This window comes from Devosia psychrophila, assembly GCF_000971275.1.
GTDB lineage: Bacteria > Pseudomonadota > Alphaproteobacteria > Rhizobiales > Devosiaceae > Devosia > Devosia psychrophila.
The window spans coordinates 14744-29499 of sequence record NZ_LAPV01000166.1; the positions used below are offsets into that span (position 1 = coordinate 14744).

Sequence of the window (14756 nt, forward strand, 5' to 3'; positions counted from 1 at the left end):
TGGACACGCCCGCGCTGCAGCGGTCTTATCCGGCCATGATTGATACCGCGCGATTCCCCGACGTGATGCTGCTGACGGCCGGCAATGAAATGGTTCTGCGGCCGGTCGTCGGCCTACCGCTCATCGAGCGCATTATGGCCAATGCCAAAGCTGAAGGCGCCAAGCGTTTCGTGGCGAATGGCCTGCCGGGTGATCATGGCGTGCTGGCGCATTTCGGCGGCCTGGTCAAAGTCAGCCGCGAAGAAGTTGCGCTGGGCAGCGGCGGCGGGGTCAAGCAGGCGTTGCCGATGCTGCATGCCGATCCGTTTTTCGTGATGGAGACCAACGCCTTCTGGCCTGCCGCCAGCGATGCGCCGTTACAGCGGATGCTGGCACGATATGCGTCACCAGACGATATCGTGCTGCTATGCGTGCATCCGAATATGGCGGTCGGCTTCAATCGTAGCCACGATTTCTGCCTGTCGCCGCAAGGCCTGATTACCCGCGATTATGGCGCGCCGGTGATCTCGGCCGGTGTGGCACTGATCGGCAAAACCCTGTTCGCCGGCGCGCCGGATTGCGCATTCTCGCTGGACCTGTTGATCGACGCGGCGCTGGAGCGCGAAACGCTGCATGGTGTCGTGCTCGATGCGCCATGGTTCCAGATCAAGGACGACGCCGCGCTGGCCGAGGTCGAAAAGCGGCTTGCCCCATGACGGTATTCTCGATTGCGCCGCATGCAAAATTCCTGCGCGTGCTTGCCGAGAAGGTCAGCGACGGCACGCTTCTCGCCGGCGCCAACCAGACGCAGCCGTTCTGGCTCAACGATGTTACCATCGTGGTGCCAACCCGCCGCGCCAAGTTGATGCTGGCCGAGGAATTCACCCGGCTGGGTCATGGCCTGCTGCCCGATATCCGCACCTTTGGCGGCGAGGTGGAAGACGAAGAACCGTTCCTGCCGCCCTTCGATGCGCCGACGCCTCTGCCGGCTGCGAGCGGGTTGAAAAGGCGGCTGGTGCTGTCCAGCCTCGTCAACCAATGGGCCAATTCGCCTGACGGACAGCGCGCCTTTTCCAGTCCACCGACCGCCGGAGAAATCCTCTCCATGGCGGAATCGCTCGGCACGCTGATCGACGACCTGCTCACCGAGGAAAAAGGCGCCTCCGCTATCCGCGCCATCGCCCCCGATATCGAGGCCAATATCGGCGAATACTGGCAGCAGACCCTGACTTTTCTCGACATAGCGCTGAATTTCTGGCCGGTCCGCCTAGAGACCGACAAGCAGGCCGATACCGCCGCGCTGCGAGGTCAAAGGCTCGACCGGCAGGCGCTCGCTGCGCCGCTGTTGTTTGGCGACCGACCGGTCATCGCCGCCGGCTCGACCGGCTCGATTGCCGCCACCGCGCGATTGCTGAAGGCGATCAACGGCTTGCCACGCGGCGCCGTGGTACTGCCGGGGCTCGATTGCAGCATGAGCGCCGCCGATCATGCGGCCCTGCTCGAAGCCGCCAATAGCCCGCACGGCCATCCCCAGTATGGTCTGGCCCGCCTGCTGCGGGTCCTCGGGATTGCCGTGACAGACGTCACCGAACTGGCCGACGCTGACGCTACCCGCACCGTGCTGGTCAACCATGCGCTGGCGCTGACCAAGGATACCGCCCGCTGGGCCGAGCACCGGATGTCGGCCGTGGATCTGGCGCTTGCCAGCCGGGGCCTGTCGATGATCCGGGCGCGCAACGAAGATGAAGAAGCCCGCGCCGTGGCCCTTGCGGCGCGGCAGGCGCTGGAAGAGCGCAAGACCGTCGGCATCGTGACGCCAGACCGTAATCTGGCGCGCCGCATCGCCGCTGAATTGCTCCGCTTCGACGTCGTGGTCGATGACGCGGCCGGCGCGCCGCTGTTCCAGTCGGCGACCGGCCGATTGTTGCGCCAGATACTTGCACTGGCCGGCAGCGATTGCGCGGCGGTGGATCTGGTGTCCCTGCTCCGCAATCAGGCGAGCCGGTTTGGCCTGCCGCGCGGCGACGTCGTGCAACTGACCGATGCGATCGAGCTCGGCCTGCTGCGTGGACAGCGTCCTAATCCGGGTCTGGCTGGGCTCCGCGTTCTGCTCACCGCCAATATCGACAAGCTTGCCAAGCATCCGGCGCGCCGGCTGCAACCCGGTGATGCGCCGGCCATCGAAGCGCTGTTCACCCGCATCGAGACGGCGCTGGCGCCGCTGCGCGCTCTGTTGGCCAAGAAATCCATCAGCGCCAGCGATTTTGCAGCTGCGCTCTGCGCAGCTTTCGATGTCGTTGCCGATGGAGCAGAACTGCCCGGCCGACGAGAGCTGGATGATTGGGCGACGCAAATGGCGGCGCAGCATGGCGAAGGCCATCGTTTCGCGCCAAGTGGTTTGGATGGCGTGCTCGCAGCGCTGATGACGGGCTTCCAGGTCCGCACCCATGGAGAGCGTCGCCATGACATTGCCATCTGGGGCCAGCTCGAAGCGCGTTTGCAGCATCCGGACCTGCTGATCCTGGCGGGTCTCAATGAGGATATCTGGCCCGAGCCGGCCGATCCGGGTCCCTGGCTCAGTCGCGGCATGCGGCTCGCGGCCGGGTTACAGCCGCCGGAACGCCTGCAGGGCCTTGCCGCGCATGACTTTGCGCAGGGCATTGGCAACGCCGAGGTCATCGTCAGCTTTGCCGATCGCGTCGGCTCGAGTCCGGCGATTGCCTCGCGGCTGGTACAGCGGTTGGAGGCCTTCGCCGGGAAAACCACCGCCGAAGGCTGGCAGGCCAAGGGTCAGGTCTGGATCGATCAGGCAAGGCGGCTCGATGCCGTCGAAACTGTGATGGCAGCGCCGAGGCCACTGCCCAATCCGCCCGCAAGCCAGCGGCCTCGCGCCCTATCGGTCACCGAGATCGAGACGCTGATGCGCTCGCCCTATGACATCTATGCCAAGCATGTGCTCAAGCTGCGACCGCTCGATCCGCTGGGCGATGCGCCCGATGCCCGCGAGCGCGGCACCATCATCCACGACATCTTCGCCGCCTTCGTCGAATCCGGCCACTCGGTAATGGCGCCCGACGCTGCCGAACTGCTCGACACCATCGCGCGGGAAAAATTCGCTGGGCTCGAAGCCATTGCCGAGCGGCGCGATATCTGGCTCCGACGCTTTGCAACTGCGGCGCGACAGTTTCTCGACTACGAGCGGGCGCGCGATGTGCTTGTGAAGCAGCGCCATGCCGAAATCGACGGCGAATGGCGGCTGGCGCTGAGCGAGGGCTTCAGGCTCAGCGGCCGTGCCGACCGGGTCGACGAATTGGTGGACGGTACGCTTGAGATAATCGACTTCAAGACTGGCTCTCCCCCTGCCAAGGGCCCCATGCAGGCATTCGAAGTGCCGCAATTGCTGCTCGAGGCGCAGATGGCACATGCCGGAACGCTCAAAGGCATAGCGCCGGCCAGCACGTCGGCGCTGACTTATATCAAGGTCGGCCTCGGGCCTGATGCGTTCATTCCCAAACCATTCATCGCCGCCGAAGGGCACGACATCATGAGCGCCGCCGACGAAATTTCCCGGCGCATGCAAAGCCACATCGAGCATTTCCTGATGCGCGACACGCCGATGCCGTCACGCCTGCTGCCGCTGGCCGGGCAACGCTTTGCCGGCGCCTATGACCATCTGGCGCGTGCAGCTGAATGGACCGCCGTCGATGGCGAGGACGTGCCATGAGCGAACGCGGAGCGCTGCAAGTACCGTCAGACACCAGCCGCAATCAGGCGCGGGCGGCGGACCCGTCATGGTCGATATGGGTTTCGGCCAATGCCGGCTCAGGCAAGACCTATGTTCTCACCCAGCGCGTATTGCGCCTGCTGCTGAGTGGCGTCGAGCCGCAGGCGATTTTGTGCCTCACCTATACCCAGGCTGCCGCTGCCGAAATGCGCCGCCGCGTCGCTCAACGGCTTGGCGAATGGGCGGTGATGGACGAGGCGCTGCTCGATGCCGAATTGACCAAGATCGAGGGCATCAACTATCCGGCCCTGCTGCTGGAACGAGCGCGGACCCTGTTTGCCAAGGCGCTGGAAACCCCCGGCGGGCTCAAGATCGTCACCATCCACGCGTTCTGCGAATCGGTGTTGCACCGATTTCCGCTCGAAGCCCGTGTGCCCTATGACTTTGCCGTCATCGAGGATGATGAGCGCTCCGCCATGCTGCTATCGGCCCGCGAGACGGTGATGGCGCAAGGCATTGGCGCCGAAGGTGCAGTCGAGACGCTGTTCGAGACACTGAGCGACGAGCAGATCCGCACTTCCATTGACGCGGCGCTGGCCGATGGGCGCAAGCTCAAGGCCGTGCTGGCGGATGCCGAGCGCGCCAAGGCCAACCTGCGCCAACTGGTCGGACCCACGCTGACTCTCGCCGAACTCAATGCCGCAATTATCGGCAAGCGGTTGGTCGGACCGGGTGAGATCACCCAGCTGTTCACCATCTGCCCACCCAAGGGCGGCAATCGAAGCCTCGAGGATAAGCTCGCGGCGCTCGACCTCGCCAATCCGTCGCCCGAAGGCTGGATGCGGGCTTTCCTGACGGCCGATGAAACCGTGCCGGCACGCTTCCCGGTCAAGGCGATCACCTCGGCCGATCCGGACCTCGCCGACATGCTGATCGCCGAGGCAGAACGTCTTGCCGCGCTGGCCGAGAGCCGTCTAGCTGTAACACTGATCGCACGCAGCGAGGCTCTGCTCGACATCGTCATGGCGGTGGCCCGGCAATATGAAAACCTCAAGCGGGCCCGCTCGCTGCTGGATTTCGACGATCTGGTGGAAAAACTGGCCGACCTGTTTAGCCACGAATCCGGCGAATGGGTGCGCTACAAGTTGGACTCCGCCGTCGACCACATCCTGGTCGATGAAAGCCAGGATACCAATGGCGAGCAGTGGCGCGTGGTCCAAGCCATTGCCGACGAATATTTCGCCGGCGCCGGTGCGGTGCAGCGACCGCGCTCGCTGTTTGCGGTAGGCGACCAGAAGCAGTCGATCTATTCGTTCCAGGGCGCCGATCCGGCACTGTTCGGCGAGACCGGCCGGCAATATCGCCAGCGCGCCGCGCAGGTCGATGCGCTGTTCGAACCGGTGCCGCTGCGCACCAGCTTCCGCACGCTGCCCGAAGTTCTCGAAGCGGTGGATCTGGTAAGCGCCAATCCGGCGATCCAGTCGGCTTTGCTTGAAACCGAGCCGGTGCATCACGATACCGCCCGCACCATGCTGGGCGGCAGCGTCACGCTGTGGCCGCCGTTGCAGCAGGCCGCCGATGCACCGGCCGGCAGCGAATGGCCGACCACGGCGCTTGAAACCGAGCAGACCGCTCCGCGCCGGGTAGCTGCCCGAATCGCAGGCGAGATCAAGCGATGGATCGCCGCGCGCCGTCCGCTGACCGGGCGAGGCCGCATCATTAGCGCCGATGACGTGCTGATTTTGGTGCAGTCGCGTGGCGCCCTGTTCCAGGAAATCATCCGCGCCCTACGACTTGCCGGACTGCCGACGCCGGGTGCAGACCGGCTCAAGGTCACCGGCCATATCGCCGTGATGGACATGCTGGCCCTGTGCGACGTGCTGCTCAATACCGCCGATGACCTGCAACTGGCCGCCCTGCTCCGCTCGCCACTGTTCGATGTGAGCGAGGACGATCTGCTCGCTGTGGCCCAGCCGCGGCCGAAGGGCGAGACGCTGTGGCAGGCGCTGGCGCAATGCAGCCTGCCCAGTTGCGCTGATGCCTATGCGCGTCTCGCCCGCTGGCGCAGCGAACTCGATTTCGAGCGCCCGTTCGAATTCCTGTCGCAGGTGCTCTATGCCGAGGGCGGGCTGAAACGGTTTCACGCCCGACTGGGCAATGAAGTCGACGACGTGTTCGCCGAATTGCTGTCGCTGGCGCTCGAGCATGAGCAGGGCACGCAACCCTCGTTGCAGGGCTTCGTTTCCGGCATGCGGCAGCGGCAGGGCACCATCAAGCGCGAACTGCCCGAGGCCGGCGGCGGCGTTCGAGTAATGACCGTGCATGGCGCCAAGGGGCTCGAAGCGCCCATCGTGATCCTCGCCGATGCAGCGACCAAGCCACGGCCGCAGATGGTCGGCAAGTCGGTCTATGTAATCGCCGATGCGCCGGGGCCGCTGCTGATCCATGCCAGCGGTCAGGCGGGACATTTGCCCAGCACAATGCCTCTAAAGCAGGTGGTGGATGACAATATCCTCGCTGAATACTGGCGTCGGCTCTATGTAGGCATGACCCGCGCCGAGGATGAGCTTTATGTCACCGGTACGCTGACGCCTGGCTCCGACGCCGGCAAGCAACTGGCGGGAAGTTGGTACGAAGCCATCGAAAGCACCCTTCGCCCACTGGCCGAAAGCCAGCTCGATTCCGACGGCCGCGAGACCGGCCTGATCTATCCGCGCCAGCGCGTGGCGCCTGCCGCGGTGACGCCCAAGACCCCTATGGTCGCTTCGACATTGCAACCGTTGGTGCTGCAGCGGGTACCCGGTCCAGCCCTCGTCGAGGAAGTCTCGCCGTCGAACGCGCGTGGTCACGTCTCGCGCCTGCTATCTCTGGATACCTTGGCTGAACAGGTGCGCGAGGCCGAGACGGCGCGGCGCGAGGGCATCGCACTGCATGCAATGCTGCAGCATCTGGGCGGCATTGATCGCGCGCTATGGACCGACATCGTCCCCAAGGCGCTACTGGCTCTGCTGCCCGATATGCCAGACAACCACGCGGCGATCGGCAGCAAGGCAATCGCCATTCTCGACCGGCCCGAACTGGCAGCTTATTTTGGCGACAACAGCCGGGCCGAGGTGTCGTTTATGCTCGACGCGAAGCGCAACGGGAAAGACATTCGCCTGAACGGGCGCATGGATCGGATGGTCATTGACGAGACCGGTGTAACGGTGATCGACTACAAGTCCGATGCGTCGGTGCCATCAGAGGCGGGCGACGTGCCGGGGAACTATCTAACCCAGCTTGGATTGTATGCACTGGTTGCAGGTCAGCTTTTCCCCGGACGAGACATACGCGCGGCCATACTGTGGACGGAACAAATAGCTTTGAGTTCATTGATGTTTTTGCCTCCAGACATTTTAGCAGCGGCGACAAGGGACTTCACCATGCGGTGAGCGAACTTGCCCCGAGGCTGGACTCTCCCCAGCTTTAGGCGCACAGAGACCGCCGCTTTCAACCCAAAGGCAACAACCATGACTACTCACGTTTCCGACGCCAATTTCGGCGAGGAAGTCCTTAACTCCAAAGAGCCCGTACTCGTGGATTTCTGGGCAGAATGGTGCGGGCCGTGCCGCGCAATCGCACCCGTGCTCGATGAGCTTTCGACTGAGCTGGCCGGCCGGGTCAAGATCGTCAAACTCAACATCGACGAGAATCCCTCGACCACGTCCAAGTATGGCGTCCGCTCGATCCCGACCATGATCCTGTTCAAGGGCGGCGAAGCTGCGGACATGAAGATTGGTGCCGGCACGCCCAAGGCAGGCCTTACCAAGTGGCTTGAGAGCCACGCCGCGTAATTCATGCGACGAGAATTTGAAAACACCGCCGAGGCAACTCGGCGGTTTTTTTATTTGTGCCCGGGACCGCGCCCTGCCTTGGTCCGGCGCGCTGGAACAATCCTGTCCCCGCCCCTCTATTGTCCCGCATAATCTGCCATTTTACCCCACGCGCAGTTTTCCCTCGGGCTTGACCCGAGGGCCACTCTCAACCCGGCAAAGGCGGCCAAAGATCCTCGGGTCAAGCCCGAGGGAGAAGCGGGCGGGTTAGGCGAACTTGGAGATTAACGATCCCAACCAAAGGCAAAGCGTCTCGCAACATCTTCCCTGACAACCGAAACCCTGTGGGCCGATCGGCGCTTCGGCACTCCCACCCACTGCTTTTGCCGCCATCCTCTGCTAGACATGACAAAACAAAAGACTCCCGGAGGACGTCCCCTTGGCCCCCATCGATCTCAGCGCTGCCCCGTTCAATCTCGATGACGAGGCTCTGGCCTGGGTTGCAGCGACGCGCGACGGCCTCAGCCCGCGCGACAAGCTTGCCCAGTTGTTCGTGCTGCTGGCGCGCGGCACGTCGGAAGAGACTGCCGAGACCGTGCGCAGCTTCAAGCCGGGCGGCATTACCCGGATTTATTCCGACGACCTGTTCGCCGAGATCAACCTGGCGCGCGACCTTGGCACGCTGAGTGCCATTCCGCTGCTGGTCAGCGCCGATCTCGAAGGCAGCCGGATGAGCCTGCCGTTCGGCACCGCAGTGCCCAATCCGCTGGGCCTTGCCGCGGTCGATGATGTCGAAGCCACCAGCGCCATTTCGACCATCATGGCGCGCGAAGCCCATGCGGTGGGCCTCAACTGGAGCTTTACCCCCGTCGTCGACATCAATTCGGCCTGGCGCAGCGCCATCGTCGGCACCCGCTCGTATGGCAGCGACATCGACAGAGTGGAACGCCATGCCATGGCACAAATCGAGGCTTTCCAGGCCAATGGCGTCGCCGCCACGGTAAAACACTGGCCCGGCGAGGGCTTCGACGACCGCGACCAGCATCTGGTGACCACGGTCAATCCGCTTTCCATGCCGGATTGGGAGGTCAGTTTCGGCCGCCTCTATCGCAAGGCTATCGAGAATGGCGTGCTGGCTATCATGTCGGCCCATATCGCGCTGCCGGCCTACGTTCGGGCGCTCGATCCAGATGCCGGCGCCGAAGCCTATCGCCCGGCCTCGCTGAGCAGGGCTCTCAACGAGGACCTGCTGCGCCGCGAACTGGGCTTCAACGGCCTGATCGTCTCCGACGCAACGGGGATGGCCGGCTTGGGCGATTGGGGTCCGCGCGATGGAGTTCTGCCCGAGGTGATCATCTCGGGCTGCGACGTCATCCTGTTTTCCAACGATCCCAATGGCGACCTGATGCGGCTGGTCAAGGCCGTCGCCGATGGCCGCCTGAGCCAGGAGCGCGTCGATGAGGCCGTCACGCGAGTGCTGGCCCTCAAGGCCGCCCTTGGCCTCCACAAGGACCGCCCTGAGCCAAGCATCGACGCCGCCCGGCAGGTCGTGGCCACCCAGCAGAACCAGATCATCGCGCAGGGCGTCACCGCGCGGGTGCCGACCCTGGTCAAGGACCTCAGGGGCCTGCTGCCGCTGTCACCGAACAAGACCCGTCGGGTGCTGGTCTATTCGAGTGGCGTCATCATGCCGTTCGTGCCGCACCCGCTGCCGCTTAGCCTGCCCCAACGACTGGAAAGCGAGGGTTTCGAGGTCACGCTGTTCACGCCCGATGCCCCGCCCAATCCCAAGGATTTCGACCTCGTCCTCTATTTGTTTGCCGAGGAAACCCTGCTTACCCGCGGCCGCATCTTCCTCGACTGGAACAAGCTGACCGGCTCGGTATTCGGCGCCATGCACCGCCTGTGGCACGACATGCCGACGCTGATGATCTCGTTCGGTTTTCCCTATTATCTCTATGACGCGCCACGCGTGCCGGCCTATGTCAACGCCTATGGCTCCAGCGAAGCCATGCAGGCGGCGGTACTCGAAGCCATCATGGGCCGCCAGCCCTTCTCAGGCACCAGCCCGGTCGATCCATTCGTCGGTAGCGAGCAGGGGAAATATTAGTCCGGCGGCGTGCCGTTCCGCGCCAGCACATCGCCCGCCAGATAGAGCGAGCCGCAGATCAGCACCCGCGCATCGGGTAATTCGGCGGCGGCCTTGAGCGCCGTCACCACCGAGCGCATCGGGCGCGCTTCAAAGCCCATCTTCCGGGCCTCCCGGGTGATGAAATCGGCGCCGTGGGCGTTGGTCTCGCCGGGAATGGTGAGCGTCAGCACTTCGCTCACCATTCCCTTGAACGGTGCAAGGAAGTCGGCCGGTGCCCGGGTGTTCATCATGCCCATGATCAGCACCCGTGGCGCCTTACGCCGCTGGTTCATCGCCGCCAGCGCCACGGCCAAAGCCGCCGCGCCATGCGCATTATGCCCGCCGTCGAGCCAGAGTTCGGCACCGGCGGGCAGCAGGTCACGCAACTTGCCATGCAGCGGCATCAGCCGCGCCGGCCAAGTGACATTGCGCAGGCCGCGCTCGAAGGCTGCATTGTCGATGGGCAGGCCAAAGTGCCGGCTCGCGGCAATGGCCAGCGCCGCATTTTCGAACTGATGCGTCCCGAGCAATGCTGGCGGCGGCAGGTCGAGCAACCCGTTCTCGTCCTGGAACACCAGCCGCCCGTCCTGGCGCGAGCAGTGGAAATCCTCGCCCTGCCAGACCGGGACTATACTCAGCCGGCGCGCCGCTCGATCGAGCACCGGACGGGCTTCTTCGCGCTGCAGGCCAATCACAGCCTTGCTGCCGCGTTTGAAGATGCCAGCCTTGCTGACGGCGATCTCTGCGACGGTGTTGCCGAGGAAGGCCTGATGGTCGAGATCGATCGGGGTGATGATAGTGCCGAGCGGCTGCCTGATAACATTGGTGGTGTCATAGGTGCCGCCCATGCCGGTTTCGAGCAGCAGATAATCAGCCGGCGTCTCGGCATAGAGCAGCAAGGCCGAGACCGTGGTGATCTCGAAAAAGGTTATCGGCCGCCCGGCATTGACGGTTTCGACATGCTCCAGCGTGGCGTTGAGGCGGCGAGTATCCACCAGCGTGCCGGCCAGGCGAATGCGCTCGTTAAAGCGCACCAGATGCGGCGAATTGTAGACATGTACGCTCTTGCCAGCGGCTTCGAGGAAAGCCCGCAGATAGGCAATGGTCGAGCCCTTGGCATTGGTCCCCGCCACATGGATGGTGGGCGGTAGATGCTCCTGGGGATCGCCCAGTTCAGCCAACAAGGGCATCATGCGGTCAAGGCTGAGATCGATCAGCTTGGGATGCAGCTGCGACAGGCGCTTCAGAATGGCATCGGTACGGGACATTTGGACTCAACCTGCGGCGTGTGCCGATGGGGTAGCGCTGATCGGAGCGCCGCTCAATGCCCCAGCGCTCACTGCGCAGCACCTGCCTCCTTGCGTGACTGCCAAGTCAGCGCAAAGGAACCATCAGAACTCTGCCCAGTCCTTGTCCACCGCCGGTGCAGCATTGCCGCGACGGAGATAGCTCCCGGCAACGGCCTTGAGCTTGTCCTGCATGCCCCGAATGCCCTGGGCCGGCGCCGGCCTGGCAACGGGTCGTGGCGCACCGCGTGCCGACTGCTCGTCGATGGTGAAGATATCGACGATGCGGTCCAGCTCGCTGGCCTGGGCTTCGGTCTGCTCGATGGCGGCATTGGTTTCTTCGACCAGCGCCGCATTGTGCTGGGTCATTTCGTCCATCTGGCGGACGGCGACGTTGACCTCATCGATACCGCTGGCCTGGGCGCGGCTATCGCGCGAAATGGCTTCGAGCGCGGTGGTATTGTCGCGGATGGCGTCGAGCATGCCAGTCAGCTTGGCGGCCGCATCGGCGACAAGGCGCGAGCCGCCCCGAACCTCATTAGCCGATTGCTCGATCAGCACCTTCACATCGGCCGAAGCCGAGGCGGCCGACTGCGCCAGACGGCGAACTTCCACGGCCACGACCGCAAAGCCCTTGCCGGCATCGCCGGCCCGCGCCGCTTCCACCGACGCATTCAGCGCCAGCAGGTTTGTCTGGAAAGCGATATCGTCAATCAGCCCGATGATATTGGAAATCTTGGCCGACGACGCGGTGATCCGATCCATCGCGTCTGTAGCCTGCGCCATCACATGGCCGCCCTCTTCGGCAGCTGCCGAGACCGATTTGGCCTGCACGCTGGCCGCCTCGGCCTTCCTGGCGTTGTCGAGCACGGTACCGGCCAGCTTTTCCATCACCGCCGAGGTTTCCTCGATGGTCGCTGCCTGACGCGTGGTGCGTTCGCTGAGGTCATTGGCGCCGGCGAGGATTTCGCCCGTAGCGGTCTTGAGCGCTCCCGAGGTGGTGCGCAGCTGGCCGAGGATTTCGCCGAGCTTTTCGGCCACGGCGTTGGTATCGGTCTTGAGGCGGGCAAAGGCGCCTTCGTAATCGCCGCGCACCCGCTGGGTCAGGTTGGTATCGGCGAGAGCCGCCAACACGGAGCCGGTTTCCGACAGGCCGCGATCGACGGTCTCGACCAGGGAATTGACCGAGCGGGCCAGCGCATTGAGTTCGGCATCGGCAAATTCGGCATCGACGCGGCGGCTGAAGTCGCCGGCAATGGCGGCATCGACCACATTGCCAAAGGCGCGCTGCAGGCTTTCCATCATGCGGGCCCGCTCGGCCTGGTTGGCAAGCACCTGGGCGGCTTCTGCCTCGGTCATCTGGGCGACCTTCTGGCCGTTCTCGCGGAATACTTCCACGGCACGGGCCATGGCGCCCAGCTCGTCGGTGCGGTCCGCTCCGCGCACTTCCACTTCGAGGTCGCCCTTGGCCAGGGCCTCCATGGTGTCGGTCAGGCGGGTGATCGGCTTGGTGATGGTCCGCGAAAACAGCAGGCCCAGCGCGGCGACCACTGCCAATAGGCCAGCGCCGATAGCGAGCATCATGTTGCGCATGTTGGTGACCGGCGCGAGTACCTCGTCGGTGGCCATGATAGCGACGGCCGCCCAAGGCTGGCCCAAAGTGGTGATGGGTGCGGCCGCGACCAGCATGTCGGTGGCGCGATAGGACGTGGTTTCGCCGTTGGTCGGCGTGCCTGCCAGCGCTGCATCGAGCACCGGCGTGACAAACGCAGTGACCAGGGCGTCATTGTCCGGCGTGAAAGTGGAATCGGAGCGCAGCATTGTATCGGAGCCGACAACCACGACTTCGCCCGATTGTCCCAGGCCCCTGCGGTCGCCGACGACGGCATCGAGCCGCTCCGAGGGTAGCTGCAGCGCCAGAACACCGATCTTGCGGCCCTGGGCGTTGAACACCGGCTTGGCAAAAAAGCTGGCCGGCATGCCTTTGGCGACGTCGTAGGGCGCGAAATCCTCGAACACGATGGTGTCCGGCGTTTCCATCAGAATGGCCTGCTGGAAAGCCTTGCCGAGGGCAGTCGCCGCATAGGGCCCACCTTCGGCGAAACTGGTGCCGAAATCGAGGTCCTTCCTGACCGAATAGACCAGTGCGCCCTTGAGATCGAACAAATAGAGATCGCGATAGCCGCGCACGGCGATCTGGTTGCGGAAGGCCGCATGCGAGCGCGTGTGGGGCACGTCATAGGCGCCGGTAGTGCCTAGAGTTTCGAGCGCCGCCAGATCATCCTTGTTGGGATTGTCATCGACATAGAGCTTGCGCACTTCGGCGGTCGGATCGACCTTGAACTGCAGCCAAGCGCCGCCAAAATCGCGCAGGGCCTGCAACGTAGCCTCCGAGCGCGAGGTAGCGACGAGATCGTCTTCGACCGATTGCAGGAAGGTGGACACCTGGCTGGCACGCTCACTGGCCAGCGTCAGCAGGTTGGTCTGGGCGGAGCTGCGCAGCGCCTGGCTGCCGATGACATAACTGGCCAAACCCACGCCAAGACTAACAAGCAGTGCAGAACCCAGCAGCGCCAATGGCAGCTTGCGGGCAATAGGCATGGAAAATTTGAACATTGGACCTCACCCCGGGCAAACACGTCAGCCTGAATCCTCCGACCGCGTGCATTTGCCGTTAACTTAGGCGAGTTGTCCTTAAATGCGCGTAAAGATGACTACTCGGCGTGTGCGCCAGCCGGTGCAGTGATCAGATCACCGGCATCGTCGCCTTCGGCCGCCGCTGCGGCGTCGCGCAGGCTGGACCGGGCAGTCGTCGGCGCAGTGCTGGTCAGCGCGCCAGAAGCCTCGACCTTGGTCAGGATGGCCGCAAGTGAACCAATGGTCGAGCGCAGGTTGTGGCGATGCACCACCATGTCGACCATGCCATGCTCATAGAGATATTCCGAACGCTGGAAGCCCTTGGGCAACTTTTCGCGAATGGTCTGCTCGATGACGCGCGCGCCGGCAAAGCCGATCATCGCGCCCGGCTCGGCCAGATGCACGTCGCCCAGCATGGCGTAGGAGGCAGTAACGCCACCCGTGGTCGGATTGGTCAGCACCACAAAGAAAGGTAAGCCGGCTTCGCGCAGGCGGAGCACTGCCACGGTGGTGCGCGGCATCTGCATCAGGCTGAGTACGCCTTCCTGCATGCGGGCGCCGCCCGAGGCGACAAACAGCACGAAGGGCGTCTTGCGATTGGCGGCGGTTTCAAGACCGGTGATGATGCCCTGCCCGGCAGCCATGCCGAGCGAGCCACCCATGAAATCGAAATCCTGGATGGCGACGGTAACATCGCGGGTAAACAGCTTGCCGGTGGCGACGATGACGCTGTCATCAAAGCCGGTCTTGGCGCGGTTTTCCTTGAGGCGGTCGGGATAACGCTTCTGGTCGCGGAATTTCAGAGGATCGACCGGCATTGACGCCACCGGCACCAACTCATAGGCGCCATCGTCAAGGAAGGTCTTGAGCCGGTCAGCTGGCTTGATCTTCATGTGGTAGCCCGAATTAGGCACCACCCACTGATTAGCCTCGAGGTCGCGATAGAACACCATCTCGCCGGACTCGGGGTCCTTGACCCAGAGGTTTTCGGCGATGTCCGGCCGCTGTCCGAGGATGGAGCGGATTTTGGGGCGGACGAAGTTATCGATCCAGTTCATGGCGAGCCTCGCGAAGGGACTGGTGCGTCACCTAATGTTCAATTGTGGCGAATGTTATCAGCCCAGAAGCCTGGGGGCAAAGGCGCACGCCACATACCCACAACCATCACCGGCTTCACTCGGATCAAA

At 63.9% G+C, this 14756-nt stretch carries 8 protein-coding genes; 5 read left to right on the top strand and 3 right to left on the bottom strand.

The features are described from left to right. The first annotated feature begins 35 nt into the window (after positions 1-35). The 5 genes from WH91_RS22805 to WH91_RS18770 all read left to right on the top strand — a co-directional run bounded on the left by WH91_RS22805 (position 36) and on the right by WH91_RS18770 (position 9625). Complete coding sequence (locus WH91_RS22805) at positions 36-695, top strand: glycosyltransferase family protein (protein WP_052952972.1); 660 nt, start codon at positions 36-38, stop codon at positions 693-695. Beyond that, positions 692-3703: a double-strand break repair protein AddB gene (gene addB, locus WH91_RS18755; protein WP_046172541.1), complete on the top strand. Its 3012-nt coding sequence runs from the start codon at positions 692-694 to the stop codon at positions 3701-3703. Before WH91_RS22805 ends, addB begins: the two co-directional genes overlap by 4 nt. Beyond that, entirely contained in the window at positions 3700-7134 is a 3435-nt protein-coding gene (gene addA, locus WH91_RS18760; protein ID WP_046172542.1) for a double-strand break repair helicase AddA, read from the top strand. Before addB ends, addA begins: the two co-directional genes overlap by 4 nt. A gap of 78 nt (positions 7135-7212) precedes the next feature. Next, positions 7213-7536 (top strand): thioredoxin, encoded by a 324-nt coding sequence (gene trxA, locus WH91_RS18765; protein WP_046172543.1) that lies wholly within the window; start codon positions 7213-7215, stop codon positions 7534-7536. A 418-nt stretch (positions 7537-7954) separates the two neighbouring features. Beyond that, on the top strand, positions 7955-9625 hold the full coding sequence (locus tag WH91_RS18770) for a glycoside hydrolase family 3 protein (protein ID WP_046172544.1): 1671 nt from the start codon (positions 7955-7957) through the stop codon (positions 9623-9625). On the opposite strand, the gene WH91_RS18775 is transcribed toward WH91_RS18770, so the two are convergent. The 3 genes from WH91_RS18775 to accD all read right to left on the bottom strand — a co-directional run bounded on the left by WH91_RS18775 (position 9622) and on the right by accD (position 14627). Then, positions 9622-10914 carry a bifunctional folylpolyglutamate synthase/dihydrofolate synthase gene (locus WH91_RS18775; RefSeq protein WP_046172545.1) on the bottom strand — a complete coding sequence of 431 codons (1293 nt, stop codon included), beginning with the start codon at positions 10912-10914 and terminating at the stop codon, positions 9622-9624. The two genes, WH91_RS18770 and WH91_RS18775, sit on opposite strands and share 4 nt — an antisense overlap. 123 nt (positions 10915-11037) lie before the next feature. Then, complete coding sequence (locus WH91_RS25590; protein WP_052952973.1) at positions 11038-13548, bottom strand: methyl-accepting chemotaxis protein; 2511 nt, start codon at positions 13546-13548, stop codon at positions 11038-11040. Positions 13549-13646: 98 nt separating this feature from the next. Next, entirely contained in the window at positions 13647-14627 is a 981-nt protein-coding gene (gene accD / locus WH91_RS18785) for an acetyl-CoA carboxylase, carboxyltransferase subunit beta (RefSeq protein WP_046172546.1), read from the bottom strand. Between the last annotated feature and the right edge of the window lie 129 nt (positions 14628-14756).